The 15,087-nt window shown below is 47.8% G+C and carries 11 protein-coding genes; 5 read left to right on the forward strand and 6 right to left on the reverse strand.

Features of this window, described 5'->3' with window-relative positions:
* Positions 1-285: 285 nt before the first annotated feature.
* Positions 286-1,503 (reverse strand): pentapeptide repeat-containing protein, encoded by a 1,218-nt coding sequence (locus tag BMY62_RS13635; RefSeq protein ID WP_090661116.1) that lies wholly within the window; start codon positions 1,501-1,503, stop codon positions 286-288.
* 193 nt (positions 1,504-1,696) lie between these two features.
* Between BMY62_RS13635 and BMY62_RS13640 the strand changes: the two genes are divergently transcribed.
* On the forward strand, positions 1,697-4,675 hold the full coding sequence (locus tag BMY62_RS13640; protein WP_090661119.1) for an HzsA-related protein: 2,979 nt from the start codon (positions 1,697-1,699) through the stop codon (positions 4,673-4,675).
* A 51-nt stretch (positions 4,676-4,726) separates the two neighbouring features.
* Here BMY62_RS13640 and ald read toward each other — a convergent pair whose 3' ends face one another.
* From ald to queD, 4 genes are all read right to left on the reverse strand, one after another.
* The gene (gene ald / locus BMY62_RS13645) at positions 4,727-5,842 is read right to left on the reverse strand and encodes an alanine dehydrogenase (protein WP_090661122.1); all 1,116 of its coding nucleotides are present in this window, start codon (positions 5,840-5,842) and stop codon (positions 4,727-4,729) included.
* Between the two features lie 209 nt (positions 5,843-6,051).
* Complete coding sequence (locus tag BMY62_RS13650; protein WP_090661125.1) at positions 6,052-6,792, reverse strand: SDR family oxidoreductase; 741 nt, start codon at positions 6,790-6,792, stop codon at positions 6,052-6,054.
* A gap of 111 nt (positions 6,793-6,903) precedes the next feature.
* Positions 6,904-7,692 carry a TatD family hydrolase gene (locus BMY62_RS13655; protein WP_090661127.1) on the reverse strand — a complete coding sequence of 263 codons (789 nt, stop codon included), beginning with the start codon at positions 7,690-7,692 and terminating at the stop codon, positions 6,904-6,906.
* 41 nt (positions 7,693-7,733) lie between these two features.
* On the reverse strand, positions 7,734-8,183 hold the full coding sequence (gene queD, locus BMY62_RS13660) for a 6-carboxytetrahydropterin synthase QueD (RefSeq protein ID WP_090661130.1): 450 nt from the start codon (positions 8,181-8,183) through the stop codon (positions 7,734-7,736).
* Between the two features lie 45 nt (positions 8,184-8,228).
* Here queD and BMY62_RS13665 point away from each other — a divergent pair, with 45 nt between their 5' ends.
* Positions 8,229-9,089: a radical SAM protein gene (locus tag BMY62_RS13665; RefSeq protein ID WP_090661133.1), complete on the forward strand. Its 861-nt coding sequence runs from the start codon at positions 8,229-8,231 to the stop codon at positions 9,087-9,089.
* A 536-nt stretch (positions 9,090-9,625) separates the two neighbouring features.
* The gene (locus BMY62_RS13675; RefSeq protein ID WP_090661193.1) at positions 9,626-11,392 is read left to right on the forward strand and encodes an alginate export family protein; all 1,767 of its coding nucleotides are present in this window, start codon (positions 9,626-9,628) and stop codon (positions 11,390-11,392) included.
* A gap of 123 nt (positions 11,393-11,515) precedes the next feature.
* On the opposite strand, the gene BMY62_RS13680 is transcribed toward BMY62_RS13675, so the two are convergent.
* Positions 11,516-11,833 (reverse strand): P-II family nitrogen regulator, encoded by a 318-nt coding sequence (locus tag BMY62_RS13680; RefSeq protein WP_090661139.1) that lies wholly within the window; start codon positions 11,831-11,833, stop codon positions 11,516-11,518.
* Positions 11,834-12,500: 667 nt separating this feature from the next.
* Between BMY62_RS13680 and BMY62_RS13685 the strand changes: the two genes are divergently transcribed.
* A complete protein-coding gene (locus tag BMY62_RS13685; RefSeq protein ID WP_090661142.1) occupies positions 12,501-12,932 on the forward strand; it encodes a glycine zipper family protein in 432 nt (143 codons plus the stop codon).
* A gap of 689 nt (positions 12,933-13,621) precedes the next feature.
* Positions 13,622-14,728, forward strand: coding sequence for a sodium-dependent bicarbonate transport family permease (locus BMY62_RS13690; RefSeq protein WP_090661146.1), 1,107 nt, complete (start codon positions 13,622-13,624; stop codon positions 14,726-14,728).
* Positions 14,729-15,087 lie beyond the last annotated feature (359 nt).

A 15,087-nucleotide genomic window follows, 5' to 3' on the forward strand; every position in this document is an offset into this window, starting at 1 on the left:
CTTGTCGCCACTTACAAGTTGATTGCAATGGAAGTTTCTTGTCGTGGTGAAAATTCAAAATTCTAGCGCCCAAAAAACCTGTCAAGTGTTTTTTTTATTTTTTTTGGGGGTGTCAGCAGTTACCGTTTTCCGGTCGAATGCCGTAATTACAGAACAGCTCAGCAGTTCATTTTATTCTCGAACAGCCTTAATAGTATCCAACGATTGATAGAGCCAACTGGAAACCTTGTAATGCGACAGATTATCAAAAATAATCAAACATACTTTTATTTTTTTAAGGGTTCGTTAGTCGCATCTTATTGAGGCCTCTCCCGATATATCTCTTGATAATTCTGCTCGCCGTGTAGGCGACAAATCGGAATCGCAGAGATAATCCATAAAGTCCGCCTCAGAAATTGCATCGACCTGCTTCAGCCGATTTGCGAAATCAGCATCAAATACAGCCTGATCAAGGTTTCTGGCTTTATAAAAATAGGCAGGTTTTAGGCCTTTTGCCCCGGTAAAATCGGCTCCTTTTAAATCGGAATCATAAAAAAAGACATCGGTTAATGTTGCGCCTTTAAATTGAGTTCCTTTTAAAGAAACAATACTATTAAATAGCGTGGCATGAATTGTTGAATGTGAAATATTGCTATCTTCAATGATTGAATTTTCAAAGGTTGTATCCTCGATCATTGCATGGCTAAAATCAACTGCAGAAATTGTAGTGCTGCTTAACGCTGATCTGTAAATATTAATTTCCGGTAATTTTAAATCAGTCAATACTACATAATTCCAGCTGTTTTGATACAGTTCCAGACCGGCCATCGGGTTTTTGCGTGCAACCGATAAAAAACTGACGATAAATTTTGCAACCAGCTCACTGCGAAATGGATTCTCTTTGTTGGAAAGCTCGAGATTCATATGTCTTGTGATGCTTGCCAAATATCTGTTTTTGTATGTTTCCAGCTCCAGTTCATTTTCTTTTAAACTGGTTTTAGGTGTTTCTGTAAACGCAAGTAATTCCTTGTATCGCTGCAACTCCTTTTTCGCAATTTCCTGTTCGGTTCTCAATTTGACTTTGAGATATTCATCATAAATAAAAAAATTCTGTTCCAGCTTCAAAAGTTTTTGAATAACTTTTTTGTTGTCCTCAAAAGATATCTTTTCCAGACTGCTTCTGATTGCCTGCAACACGTCAATATCGGATTCAATGGAGACCGTGTTTATGAGTATATCAACTGCTTCGTTATAGTAAGGGCTGCCTTCTTTTATAAACGTGCCAAGGTTACTTGCACTGGCAAGTCGATTTTGCTTTCTTTCAGATGAAAGGCCGCTCACAATCGCTCGAAAGTTTTCGTCCAGGTTTTCCCGTACTTGTTGCTGGTATTGTATATAGCCCAATATCAATGGAATGATGACTGCAAATGCGCCGATGAATTTAATAATATCGCCCAGGCTAAATGGGAATTTTTTTTCGGTTTTGTTTTCAGACTGGGCTTTATCGGATGGTTCTGGACTCACAGTTGTTCCTCCCGTTCAATTCAGAAATATCGAATGAAAGAGCGATTTTGCGTAAATTATTACACAATTATGTAAGAATTGATTGTTTGTTGAATCGAATGGCGTGATTGCCGCGCAAGCTATAGCTGTGTTGAAAAGCGAGATCCCGGAGAGTATGATCATTCAGAATCAACAGCCTTGCATAAAACTTTAAATGAAAAAACTGATGGTGGCGGCGTGTCTGGTATGGGGTGTCTGGCATGCCGCGCAATCTTTCGCTTCCGTTCCGATTGTCTATTCGCGGTGTGAGCGGGCGACGGGCACTTTCGATTTGACCGGGACGGTGACCGTGAACGGTGTAAAACAGACTGTTACGCGGACACTGCGCGGGTTGGATATGTATGATGTACTGCCGGACGTGACCAATTTTTTCAGTGGATTCGCCGCACCCTGCGATCTGATGTTGCGCCGACCTGACGGTTCCGAGCAGATTGTTTATAACTGTTCGTCGAATTCGACAAAACAGAATGCCTGCGCGGCACTTGATCCGCAGGTTTCGTTTGACGGTAAACAAATCGCATTTTCCGTGTTTCGCGGAACACTGGTGCATAATACCGCAAACATTCACAGCCAGGTGCTGCATCCTGATGCAACACCTGAAAATCTGGGATGGCAGGACCTGCCCAGTATGCACTTACAGTCATCAGGCGCACATCTGCACATCTACGACCTGGAAACGAAAACCACCGATGCCATGCCGTTTGAAAAAGGTGTGTTCGATGCAGGACCGACATTTATCGATCACAATCGGCTGGCGTTTACCTCCACGCGCGACGGAAATCTATCCACCATGGTTTTCAGAACCAACACCAACAGGCTCGGCACGCGCATCTGGGCGATCGATACGGATTGGAAGAATCTCGAACTGTCCAGCCATCATTCACTTTCGCAGGAGCAGCATCCATTTACCCTGATGGACGGACGGGTGGCCTATTCGAGCTGGCAGATATTCGGCGGCCTGCCGTTCAGGTATGCCAACAGCGGCCCGGGCTGGTTTACTACGCTGGATAATCTGTTTCATATTTATACCCAGATGCCGGACGGCGCCGGCAATTTTCCACTGTTCGGCCAGCATAGCGGCGATCATGCGGTAAGTTATTACGGCGAGGACCATATGGCGGCGCATTTTATGACACAGATGTCCGATGGGCGCGTCTGTTTCTCGGATTACTATCGCGGCAACAATAACGGCGCGGGTGTGATTATTTGCGTAAAGCCCGAGCCGAAAGGCATGGAAGGCAAGAGCCCCTATAACGTAGCCGTGCCGGCGGATATGTATGTGCCGCATGATGTTGTCAATGTGGCGCCCTGGGCGATCAATGACGATGCCATTGCCAAACCGCTCGACCCGCCCGCGGTTACCGTGCCGGGTTATGACGATCCGATGCTGTTTACTGGCAAGCTTAGCCATCCCGCGGCATTGCCGCAGAACGGGTTGATGATGACCTGGTTCAAAGGGTTGTGCAGCAGCGTGATCGACGACCATATTTTCAAAAAAATGGGCAAGCCGACACCGCCGTTAATTAATGGCAGCGGCAGCGGAACAGGCATGAACTTGCTGACACATCTCGACAAGGATATTCCGGGTTGTGACGGGGGAATTTATCTGGCGACAAAAATTCCATCACGCCACCCATCCGATCTGCAGCTGATCGTGGATTCTCCAGACTGGCACGAAATTATGGGCAGGGCGGTGGTGCCGTATCAGGCAATTTACGGTATCGAAAAACCGGCGGAAATACCACGTGCGGACAGACTGGTTGACCGACCCGAGCTGCCTGCCGGGACACCTTTTGGATTGCTTGGCGCGGCATCGATTACTGATCGTGAAACAAGGCCGCGTGGCGGCGTTCCCGTTCTTGAAAGCCTGCATGCCTTTCATCTGCAAGGTACCGATACCATTGATTATACCGATGAGGAATTATGCGGCGTACGCATGATTGCAACTTATCCGAACCGTGGCCCGAACATACATGAGCAGATTGCGAATGTGACCGGCGAGCGCGTGGCGATTCTCGGGGAGGTGCCGGTGCTGCATTACGCAGCAGACGGCAGCCGTATCAAAGATCCAAGCGGCCATCCGGACACCAGTTTTCTGCTCAGCTTTCCAGCCAATACGCCATATATCATGCAGGGGATCGATTGTGATGGACGAACGTTAAATACTGATCAGTCCTGGCAGCATTTGCGCCCGGGCGAGGAGAAAACCTGTGGCGGTTGTCACGTACATGCGCGGCCAACGCGGATCCAGTTTGTCGATTCCTTTGCGGCGACGCCCGCCTATGTGATACCGCAGCTTGGCAGAGGGCAGGTGCCGCTGTTAACCGGCAAGTCGGGAAATATAGTGACAACCCGTAAGGTGCCGGGTTACGGTATGCAGATTGAATTTACGCGCGATATCAAGCCAATTTTCGACCGGCATTGTGTTTCATGCCACGGCGGTGGTCAGCCTGCAGCAGGGCTGGCGCTTGACAGAACGAACGGCGCCAATCATGCGCAAAATACGACCTGGTGGTGTCTGGTAGTCGATAATCAACAGACATGCACACCTCCAGAACTCAGGGTCACCGGCATGAGTGGTGAATCGCTGAGTCGCCCGTTTTTGTCCAAATATATCAAGGCGTTCAATTCGCGCGGCAGCCTGTTGTACTGGAAGGCAGCCAATCAGCGCACGGATAACCGAACGGATGCGCAATATCCGAATGATATCAATTTTGGTGTTGATCACCCGACTTCAATCACGCCGGAGGAACTCGGTATGCTGTCCCGCTGGATCGATCTGGGCACGCCGGGCGGCGCTCAGGAATTGAGAGATACGCAAAAACCTACCTTGAATCTGGCGGCAACTATTGATGATGACCGTATCATCGGACTTAGGATCGGCACCACGGATGTTGGCAGCGGTATTGATCCGGACAGCCTGGTCGTATGCATACAAGACGGGCAGAAAAGATGTCAGAATATACCGCGTAAGGCCGATGTGCACGAAATAATTACCATGACGCTGCGCAATCCGATTTCGAATATTGGCGCGGAAATTGAAGCCAGCGTGAAAGACCTGGCCGGGAATGAGACGCATGTGAAGTGGACGGTGGGCTGGTTGCTGGCCCATAATAAAGAGCAGGTGCACTAAGCAGCAAATCATGTATCAGTATCTGCCGGCAACGAACTTGTACGATACAAATTACCGCAGCAGTTCCAGGGGAGCAACGTATGGCAGGCCGAGATCGTGTGCGACTGCCTGATGGGTAATCTGGCCCAGATAGACATTCAGACCGTTGCGTAAATGCGCGTCGTCGACCAGCGCGTTTCGAGAGCCTTTCTCGGCTATCGTCAGGACATAGGGAAGTGTAACGTTGTTTAATGCAAATGTAGACGTGCGCGCAACAGCACCGGGCATGTTGGAAACACAATAATGAACCACGTCATCCAGTATGTAAACCGGGTCTGCGAGTGTCGTGGGCTTGGAAGTGGCAAAACATCCGCCCTGATCGATCGCGACGTCAACCAGTACTGCACCGCGGTTCATGGATTTGACGAGTTCGTGGCCGACCAGTCTGGGTGTTGACCCTCCCGGCACCAAAACCGCGCCGACGACCAGGTCTGCTTCCGAAACCTGTTCCTCAATGGCGTCGACAGTAGAAAAAACAGTATTGATGCGTGATCCGTACTGCTGGTCAAGTTGTTGCAGCCGGTGAATCGATTTGTCCACCACGGTGACATGCGCTTCCATACCCATGGCGACCCGTGCCGCATTCGTACCTACGACGCCTCCGCCCAGAATGACAACTTTCGCGGAGGGCACACCCGAGACGCCGCCAAGAAGCATGCCGCGTCCGCCCTGATCCATCTCCAGCGCATGTGCACCGGCCTGAATCGACATGCGGCCGGCAACTTCGCTCATGGGTGCGAGCAGCGGTAATCCACCATACTGGTCGGTGACGGTTTCGTAGGCGATGGCAATGCAGCCCGATTCCAACAGCGCCCTGGCCTGCGCCGGGTCGGGTGCCAGATGCAGATAGGTAAACAGGGTTTGGTCGGCGTGCAGTAATTTAAGTTCTTCCGGTTGCGGTTCCTTGACTTTGACAATCAGTTCGGCCCTGGCGAAGATTTCTTCGGCTGTTTCGACGATTTCCGCACCTGCGGCCTGATAGCGGCCATCGTCAAAATCGATGGCGAGTCCGGCATGTTTCTGCACCATAACCTGGTGGCCATGAACGGTCAGCTCGCGTACGGATGACGGCGTCAGTCCCACGCGGTTTTCATGTGTTTTTATTTCTTTGGGAACGCCAATGCGCATCGTTTCCTCCGGTAAACCCAATTATGCCTCAGTGTGGGAAATAACACAGTTTCAGCAGATTAATTGGTGTATTGTTTCATATAACGGTACTGCATGCTTTGCAATGCAAATGCCTGCAACGTAACGTTTAAGTTTCTTCTCTCCTTTGACAGCCATACACATTGTTGTTTATGGCTGTTTTTTTGTTTATATGTTCGGGCAGCAACGAATCAGATCATGCCGCCATTTGCACCGATATCCTGTCCGGTGACCCAGCGGGCTGCATCGCTTGCTAGAAACAGGACAATCTGTGCAATATCGTCGACTTCTCCGATTCGGCCAAGTGACGACATGGCGGCCATGCGCTGAAAATCTTCTTCAGTTTTACCAGCTCTGAACATATCAGTAAATACTGGGCCAGGCGATACCGTATTTACGGTAATCCCTCTGTCGCCAACTTCACGGGCGAGGATGCGCGACAATTGTTCAACAGCACCTTTAGAGGCGGCATAAGCACCATATTTTGGCAGCATAAGGCGTGTTACCGTGCTGGATATATTGATGATCCGGCCATTGTCGGCAAGACACTGTGAAGCTTCGCGCAGTGTGTAAAAAATACTTTTCAAATTTATGTCGAGAATCCGGTCGAACTCCTCATCGGTGAATTCGGCAATCTGCTTGAAAATCAGGATACCGGCACTGTTGACGAGAATATCTATCTTTCCAAAATGTTCAATTGTTGTAGCAAATAGCCGCTTGACGTCGGCAGACTTGCTGACATCCGCCTGAACAGCGATACATTTTCCGCCTTCTTGTGTGATGGTCAGGCACACGTCATCCGCTGCCTGACGATTTTGCAGGTAATTGATCACGACCCTGGCGCCAGCTCTGGCGAGAGTCAATGCGGTCTCAGCGCCGATTCCCCGGGATGAACCGGTAATAATGGCGACTTTCTCATGAAGTGTTGACATTCTGATAATTTATTACTGTGGTTTGTGGCCTGATTTCATTACGTGAAAACTGCAGTCGTGCGGGTGGTTTTCCGTGGCGATTGCTGCTGCATGTTACTGAGCGACTAGTTGTTAGTGTATCGTATGATACTTATCCCGGGTTGCCTTGAACAGTCTGAAAAAATTGTCAGTTGTGGCTGTTGCGACTGCTTCGAGATCGGTATCGCGCAACCGGGCGATTTCTTCGGCGACATGACGAACAAACGCCGGTTGATTGAGCTTGCCGCGGTACGGCACCGGCGCGAGATAAGGTGAATCTGTTTCGATCAGCATCCGGTCAAGCGGTGTTTTTCTGGCAACGTCCTTGAGTGCGGTAGCATTCTTGAACGTGACAATACCTGAAAAGGAAATATAAAAATTCATTTCAATGGCCTGTTGAGCAACTTCCCAGCTTTCCGTAAAGCAGTGCATGACGCCGCCGATCTGGTCAGCCGCTTCTTCCCGCATGATACGCAGTGTGTCTTCTGCGGCGGAGCGGGTGTGAATGATCAACGGCTTGTTGCTAGCTCTGGCAGCGCGGATATGCTGGCGGAAACGTTCACGCTGCCATTCCAGATCGCCTTTCAGACGATAATAATCGAGTCCTGTTTCCCCGATTGCGATCACTTTGGGATGGCCGGCGAGTTGCTCGAGTTGCCGGGCGTCGGGTTCGTCGAGGTTTTCATAATCAGGGTGTACGCCGACTGATGCAAAAAGGTTGTCATGGGCTTTCGCGAGCGCCAGGACACGCGGAAAATCGGTCAGGTTGACGCTGACGCATAATGCATGCGTGACCTGATTGTCAATCATATTTCGCAACAATTCGTCCAGATTGTTGGCAAGGTCAGGAAAATCAAGATGACAATGTGAATCAACAAACATAAAATATTCTTGGTACAATGAGTTAGAGTTTGGAAAAGAAACTAGTCGACGGCCCGGGAGGCATCCGCCCAGCAGTTTGGCGTTTCATATAAGCGCACGTGTTCAAGTTGCAGATGATTGCCGTAGTTGTCCTGGTAGGCTGCATTCAAAATATCGAAAGCAATGACAGCGAGATTCTCAGCGGTCGGCTGCACATCCAGTACAACGGTTTTGTGGTCTTCGAGAGACTGTAGAAACTGCATGACGGGCGTGTCGCCGGAGTACACAAGAAAGGCATGGTCCCATTTATCGACCAGTACCTCACTGGCAATTCGTTTGACTTCAGAAAAATCCATCACCATCCCTTGTTGTGCATTGCCTTTCTCGGAGATAATACTACCAGACAGTGTGATTTCAATCACGTAACGATGTCCGTGCAGATGGCGGCACTGACTGTTGTGCGTTGATATCCGATGACCGGCGTCGAACTCAAGCTTTCGTGTAATTAACATACAGGCAATTTTTATAATACAAATTATTCAGGCAGGATTGTATCATTGCAGCGAGTATCCAAACGATTGAATACCTCAAATCATAGCCGGGACGCAGCTGGTTTAACCTATATCTATCCGGTCGTCTCGCGCCGTGCCGGGGGTGTCTCGGTCGGAATCAATCTGAATCCGAACAATGCCTGCAACTGGCGTTGTATCTATTGTCAGGTGCCCGAATTAAAGCGAGGCGCTGCGCCACCCATTGATCTTGAAAAACTTGAGCGGGAGTTGCGCGGCTTTTTGCATGAACTGACACTGGGTGATTTTATGCAGCAGCAGGTGCCGCCGGAGGCGCGAACCATACAGGATATCGCTTTGTCGGGGAATGGCGAACCGACCAGCGCCAAAGAGTTCGAACACGTAATCGAACTGATCGGACATGTCAAAAAGGATTTTCCGCTGCCGTCACATCTGAAGCTGGTGTTGATTACCAATGGCAGTTTGATAAACAGGCCTCAAGTGCAGGCTGGGCTTAGACGCATGGCAAATCTGAATGGCGAAGTCTGGTTCAAACTCGACAGCGCGACCCGTGAGGGTCGTTTGCGCATTAACAACTCGCAAATGAGCCTTAACCGCGTGCAGGCGAATATTGCCCTTGCGGCGTCTCTGTGCCCCACCTGGATACAGACATGTGTGTTCAGTCTGAACGGCCAACCGATGTCTGACGAGGAAGTCAGGGCATATCTGAATTTCCTGAAAGATCTGCTACAAGCAGGTGTGCCTTTGAAAGGTGTACTGGTCTATGGGATCGCACGGGCTTCTCACCAGCCTGAGGCAAAGCTGCTCTCGCGCGTGGATCGTGCCTGGTTCGATCAATTCTGTGGACAAATCAGACAACTCGGCCTGGAAGTGAAGCAGAGTTACTGAAAGGTATAGGCTGAAAGGTATAGGCGTTACAGACAAGCCGCAATATATTGATTTCCGTTGCTTTGAGAAGCGCAGCTCAGCCTCTGCATGAGGATGGTTCGATGTGTTTTTGGCTGGTTATTCTCCACACTCATCTGTTCTGTCAGAGATTTTTCTGTTATCTGGTAGTTGTATTTATGCAACAAAAAGTGTGCGAAGAAATATAACAAATAATATCAGCAGTTTATTCAGGGGGTGCACACATATTACACGCATATAACCTTGACGCGCCTGTGTCCATTTTGCGTGGCTAATAAAAAAATCAATCAATTCAAGTAATTTGAGTAGTCTTTCGGGTAAAATTGGCTGCGCAAACAATAATTTGATCTGTGATTGACTTCAATCAAATCAAAAATAGAGCCTATACATCATTATTCTGCAGACAAGAGATGATGCTCAGAGCTGTACATGCATAGGCATAACCCTGAATCAATTCAAAAATGCAGCCTGAGCTGATGATCTATTCAGACATTATTAACAACAGGAGTTTTTTTTCAATGAAATCGCCTTTCCGTACAGTTTTTTTAAAGGCTTTTTTAGCCGGAACAAAAGCCGGCCTGGTAACAAGCTTACCCAAACGGTTGCTGGTATTCGGCCTGTTTATTGCAGGTATGCCAGGTCTTGTTTTGCATGCGCATGCGACCATGAGCACGAACGCCGATACAATTGCCGCTGCTGAATCCAACTGGTCTGCATCCGACTGGGCAAAAGTACCGCCGGTCAGACCCATGCCAAGACCGGGTATGTTTGCCAAACCACCCGCTCGGGCCGGTTATGCTTCGGTTCTGGATTTGCTGGCGCATGTGCAGCCGGAATATTTTCCGGATCCGGGAAGAGGGTATTACTCGCTATGGGATCAGGTAACCGGTAACATTCGCGATTCCAGGCCGGTATCACCATACCCGCCATTTGCGCTGATGCCGACTTCTGCATACGATATCGATTTCAGATATCTGGAAAATCCGGATCATGAAAAGGACATTTTCGATCCGGTCAAACGCATCCACCTTGGAAATGACTGGTTGCTTTCTTTCGGCGGCAGTTTCTGGTACCGCTATATGCATGAAACCGACAGCCGATTGAATGCAGCCGGCAGAAATAATGACTATCATTTGATTCGGACGCGCTTTCATGCGGATTTATGGTACCGGGACAATCTTCGTTTATTTGCCGAGTTTATAGATGCGCGTTCTTTTGGCCCGGAGCTGGCACCGCTTGGTATCGACAGGAACCATACTGATATTCTGAATTTATTTGCCGATTATAAAGTAGGTAACATTAATAGCAGTCCGCTTTATATGCGCTTTGGACGGCAGGAATTGATATTCGGTTCGCAGCGGTTGATTTCAACACTTGACTGGGCCAATACCCGCAGAACCTTCCAGGGTATCAAATCATTCTGGCGCAACGAAAAATGGGATATTGATGCGTTCTGGGTGCGTCCGATGAAAACTGAGAAGGGCGAATTTGACAACTGGGACAGAAGGCGCGACTTTTTCGGTTTATGGACTACCTATAAACATGACAAGGACCATCTGATTGATCTGTATTTCCTGAGCCTGAATGACAATCGCCCTGTCGGCGGTACCTTTTTAGGGAATACCGATATTCTACAAAGCACCGCGCAAGGCAGAACGACCATGCTTGGTGATTCCAACGTTCATACACTCGGCGGTCGTCTCGTCGGGGATTACAATCAGATTCTGTATGAAATTGAGGGGATGTATCAGTTTGGCAAATGGTCCAATCTGGATGTGTCCGCATTTGCTGTTGCGACCGGTCTGGGCTATGATTTCCAGATGCCATTGAATCCGATTCTCTGGCTCAGGTACGATTTCGCCTCGGGCGATGGCAATCCACAGGATGGCAACGTCAACACCTTTAATCAGTTGTTTCCGTTTGGCCATTATTATTTGGGCTATATCGATCTGATCGGCCGGCAGAACATTCATGATTTTAACGCGCAGCTGACACTGCATCCGAAACGATGGGTCACTTTTCTGGCCCAATACCATCGGTATTATCTGGCCAACAAGCGGGATTTTTTATATAACGCTGGCGGTGTAGCGCTGCTTGGTGACCCGACCGGCCAATCCGGAAGTCATGTTGGCGATGGCATCGATTTTCTGGTCAACATTCATGTGGCACGACATCATGACGTGCTGGTGGGATACTCGAAATTATTTTCCGGTAATTTTATAGAAAATCAGAGGCCAGGTATCAATCCTGATCTGTTCTATGTCCAGTATAATTTCAGATTCTGATTTTTTTGATCTGACTGGCCGTTAAGAAAATTTTTGGATGCGGCCAATGACCTGGCCTGACAGGAATGCCGGTTTGCCGGCATTCCTGTCAGGCCAAGTATCTGATTACTTGCTTTGCAACGATTAGTATGAAATGGGAGGCCCTTCTACCCATTCACAATCCGAAATCAGACACATACCACCAAATTTTTTCAGCTTCGGATGCAATGCTTGAACAATCTTGGAGGCCTGGTCTTCTTTACAGGCCAGAATTACGATGGCATTGCCTTCATCCCATACAACGTTGTTTGGACTGCGCGTGCCTCGTAAACCCAAGCCGCTCGCTTTGCTTAGTACTGTGTATCCTCTGGTTCCAGCTTCCTCTAACAGACTGATGAGATCTTGTAGCTTTCCAGCATCTAGGATGATTTCGATTCGTTTCAAAGATATTGTTGAGTCCATATTTTCCCCCGTAATATTTTAGTCAAACTTCTGGCACGATTTTCCACCGGTGACATGATAGAATCATATTTTCCGTACAGCAGAAGCTGTATGTTTTCTGGAAAATGACCAGCGCTATCAACCTTGCAACAAAATGGTGGCAACACATGGTCAAATGGTGCAATGAAAAATTCAGTCTGATACTTTTGGCATCCGTTTACCTCCCTTCGATTTCGAAAACATTCGAGACCCTTGCATCAGTCTCTGTTTAACAAAAATGGTATTGATAAAGCAGGTCATGAAATCATCAAAACATCAGAACAGTGTATTCTGCTTATTTGAGATTTTGTTGTAATCCTATCTGCATGGTTGTGATGGGACTGTTAAAACAAGATTAAAAAAGAATGAATTTCAAATCTTCTTTAAACGTTGTATTGGTCTTGCCTTAAGTTTTTCGATGGTCAGTCTGGTGTCGTGACCATTTGTGAACAAGCAATACAACAGCTTCTTTTCAGCACGTTGCGTTATTCGTCGTTGGGTATAGAGACCGCCATTTGTGTTTTATTGTGGCTTAAATTTTTGTGAAATATGATTCATATTATTGCCGTGTGCATTGTTAACAAATTTTTCCTGTTTACCAGGGTCTAATTAAAAGGCATACCTGGAAAGAAAGGAGAAAAATAATCCAATGAAAGCTTTGAAAGCATTAACGATGGGTGCTGTTGTGTTATGGCTGTCAGCATGTGCCGGTACAGGGCCGGTTTTATACCCGAATACCTATTATCAATCTGTCGGCAACCAGGTTGCAGAGCAGGACATTGCATATTGCAGACAAATGGCAGAATCCGCGGGCGCACGGGAAGGAACCGGCGCAGCCGGTAATGTGGCTGCCAATACAGCTATGGGTGCTGGTGTCGGCGCAGCTAGCGGTGCAGTCGGCGGTGCTATTACAGGCTCTGCTGGCACGGGCTCTATGGTTGGCGCAGCCAGCGGTGCAGTATGGGGTTTACTCAGAGGCATTTTCTATGCAGCCGGACCGTCACAACCCAGCCAGGCTTATATCAATTTCGTGAACCGCTGTTTACTCGAAAAAGGCTATGAAGTCACCGGGTGGCAATAATTGTGTGAAATTTACGTGTACGTAACAAGTTGCCAATTGAATCATTTCGTTTGAATGAATTTCATTATCGAATCATGGCGAACTGGTGATTAAGTTTTTCTTAACGATTTTTCAATTGCCTGTTGACTATCATTGTTCACTGTATGGGCATTTGATATTAGATTTGGCTGGACACAAGCAGATTCGCTAATGCTGCTGCATCACCATCACCATCACCAGCCCGGATTTACATCGGCGCGCATGGACGACCTGGGGCGATACTTGGCCTATAACTGAGACTGAGCAGTCAGCCTGAACTATTCCCAATTAAAACCGCTCGAGGCTATCACAGGTCTGGATTTTGACCCTCCTGGGGGAGAAAAAAGACTTCAAAGAAAGCCTGTGTCAGCCGATCAATTATTAAAAAAATCTATTTATTTCAATAGAGTAATTCAAAAATTTTGAACGTTGTTTTTGGTAGGTAACGTTTGGCAGCGCTTTTAACATACGTTTAACGGAGGTTTAACGCTTTACTGACAAGTGCATTATTAGTATGCAAATAAGGAAAACGCAGCAGAGTCAGAACTTTTTTGAACAGGATCCGCGATTTGCCGGATGCACGTTTGTTGTCCTTGACGCTTTTGCGATTTCTCAATCCGAGGTTTCGGGTGCAAAAATTTAGCATAACGTTAGCATAAGGAGTAAAGCAAATGTTAGAGGAATTTATCACCAATTTCATGAATAACTTGTTCAAACCGTTGTTATTGTTTTTTTATCTGGGGTTCTTGATTCCCTTGTTAAAAGTGCCGCTGGAGTTTCCACCGGCACTCTATAAAGGAATCACCATTTATCTGCTCATTGCAATTGGCTGGCATGGCGGGGAGGAGCTTGCAGAGCTTACTGCGGATGATTTCCAGCTTGCACTGGGATTTATGGCAATCGGTTTTGTGACAAACACGATTATTGCATTAGTGGCATATTATGCGTTGCGCCGGGTGACGCGTTTACGGAAAATTGATGCCGCGACTGTAGCCGGTTACTACGGGTCGGATTCGGCAGGTACGTTTGTCACCTGTGTCGGTGTACTTGTTGCCGCCAATATCGCGTTTGCAGCTTATATGCCGGTGATGCTTGCCATCATGGAAATACCGGGCTGCCTGGTTGCGCTTTATCTGGTTTCGAAAGCCCGTCATTCGGGAGAAATGGATGAAGCGGGTAATCTGCCCGGGGAGCCTGGTTACAATCCTTCCAGTAAAAGAAATGGCGATTCAAACGGGAACGGTATACTCAGCAAAAAGGTATTGCATGAGATTTTCTTCAATCCTGGCCTGTTTCTGTTGTTTGGAGGCATTTTGATTGGATTTATCTCCAGAATGCAGGGCGTAAAAGTGACAGAGGCAAATGATCAGTTCTTTATTGTACTGTTTCAGGGAGTCTTGTCGCTCTTTCTTTTGGAAATGGGTATAACAGCCTGCTCGCGTCTAAAAGATTTGAAGCTTGGCGGTCCAGGTTTCGTGGCGTTTGGATTAATTGCGCCCAATATCTTTGCAACCTTTGGAATAGTGGTTGCCCATTCCTATAGTTTGTTGATTGGACATCCGTTTGAGATTGGAACGTATGTACTTTTTGCGGTGTTGTGTGGCGCGGCGTCATATATAGCGGTTCCCGCCGTACAGCGTATGGCCATACCCGAAGCAAGTCCTACACTGCCGCTGGCAGCATCCCTGGGGTTGACGTTTACCTATAACGTGACCATAGGAATTCCAATTTACATATTGTTTGCTACCGCACTGACTACATTGATTCCGGTAGTATAGTTATCTTTGGGTCTCTTTTCAGAGACATGCTGGTTTCAGGCAAGGTGGAAAAATTAACCGGTTTGCCCGCCTTGCCCGGGACCCACTGAAACACACAACATTCATAATTTTTCTCTAACTGGAACGCGCCAGCCCGAGCCCGATAAATTAATACCAATACGGTATCTTTATCAGAGTCCGGGCTGGTGACCAGTCTATTTATAATGGTGTTATTTCGGCAATCAACACTGCGGGTATATGGGGATTCACGTGGCATACTATCTATACAGGAGTGCGTCAAATGCTGCAGTCGCTCGTCTGATTCTCGTATTCAGAATGTCGCCGATTTTGCCTTTAACGTCATCAGTTCAGCACCAGTG

Source organism: Nitrosomonas marina, from assembly GCF_900111605.1.
Classification (GTDB): domain Bacteria; phylum Pseudomonadota; class Gammaproteobacteria; order Burkholderiales; family Nitrosomonadaceae; genus Nitrosomonas; species Nitrosomonas marina_A.

Bases quoted from the DNA above. Each gene is read 5' to 3' on its own strand.
- BMY62_RS13640 (WP_090661119.1), top strand. From the start codon at position 1,697: ATGAAAAAACTGATGGTGGCGGCGTGTCTGGTATGGGGTGTCTGGCAT.
- ald (WP_090661122.1), bottom strand. From the start codon at position 5,842: ATGCGCATTGGCGTTCCCAAAGAAATAAAAACACATGAAAACCGCGTG.
- BMY62_RS13650 (WP_090661125.1), bottom strand. From the start codon at position 6,792: ATGTCAACACTTCATGAGAAAGTCGCCATTATTACCGGTTCATCCCGG.
- BMY62_RS13655 (WP_090661127.1), bottom strand. From the start codon at position 7,692: ATGTTTGTTGATTCACATTGTCATCTTGATTTTCCTGACCTTGCCAAC.
- queD (WP_090661130.1), bottom strand. From the start codon at position 8,183: ATGTTAATTACACGAAAGCTTGAGTTCGACGCCGGTCATCGGATATCA.
- BMY62_RS13675 (WP_090661193.1), top strand. From the start codon at position 9,626: ATGAAATCGCCTTTCCGTACAGTTTTTTTAAAGGCTTTTTTAGCCGGA.
- BMY62_RS13680 (WP_090661139.1), bottom strand. From the start codon at position 11,833: ATGGACTCAACAATATCTTTGAAACGAATCGAAATCATCCTAGATGCT.
- BMY62_RS13685 (WP_090661142.1), top strand. From the start codon at position 12,501: ATGAAAGCTTTGAAAGCATTAACGATGGGTGCTGTTGTGTTATGGCTG.
- BMY62_RS13690 (WP_090661146.1), top strand. From the start codon at position 13,622: ATGTTAGAGGAATTTATCACCAATTTCATGAATAACTTGTTCAAACCG.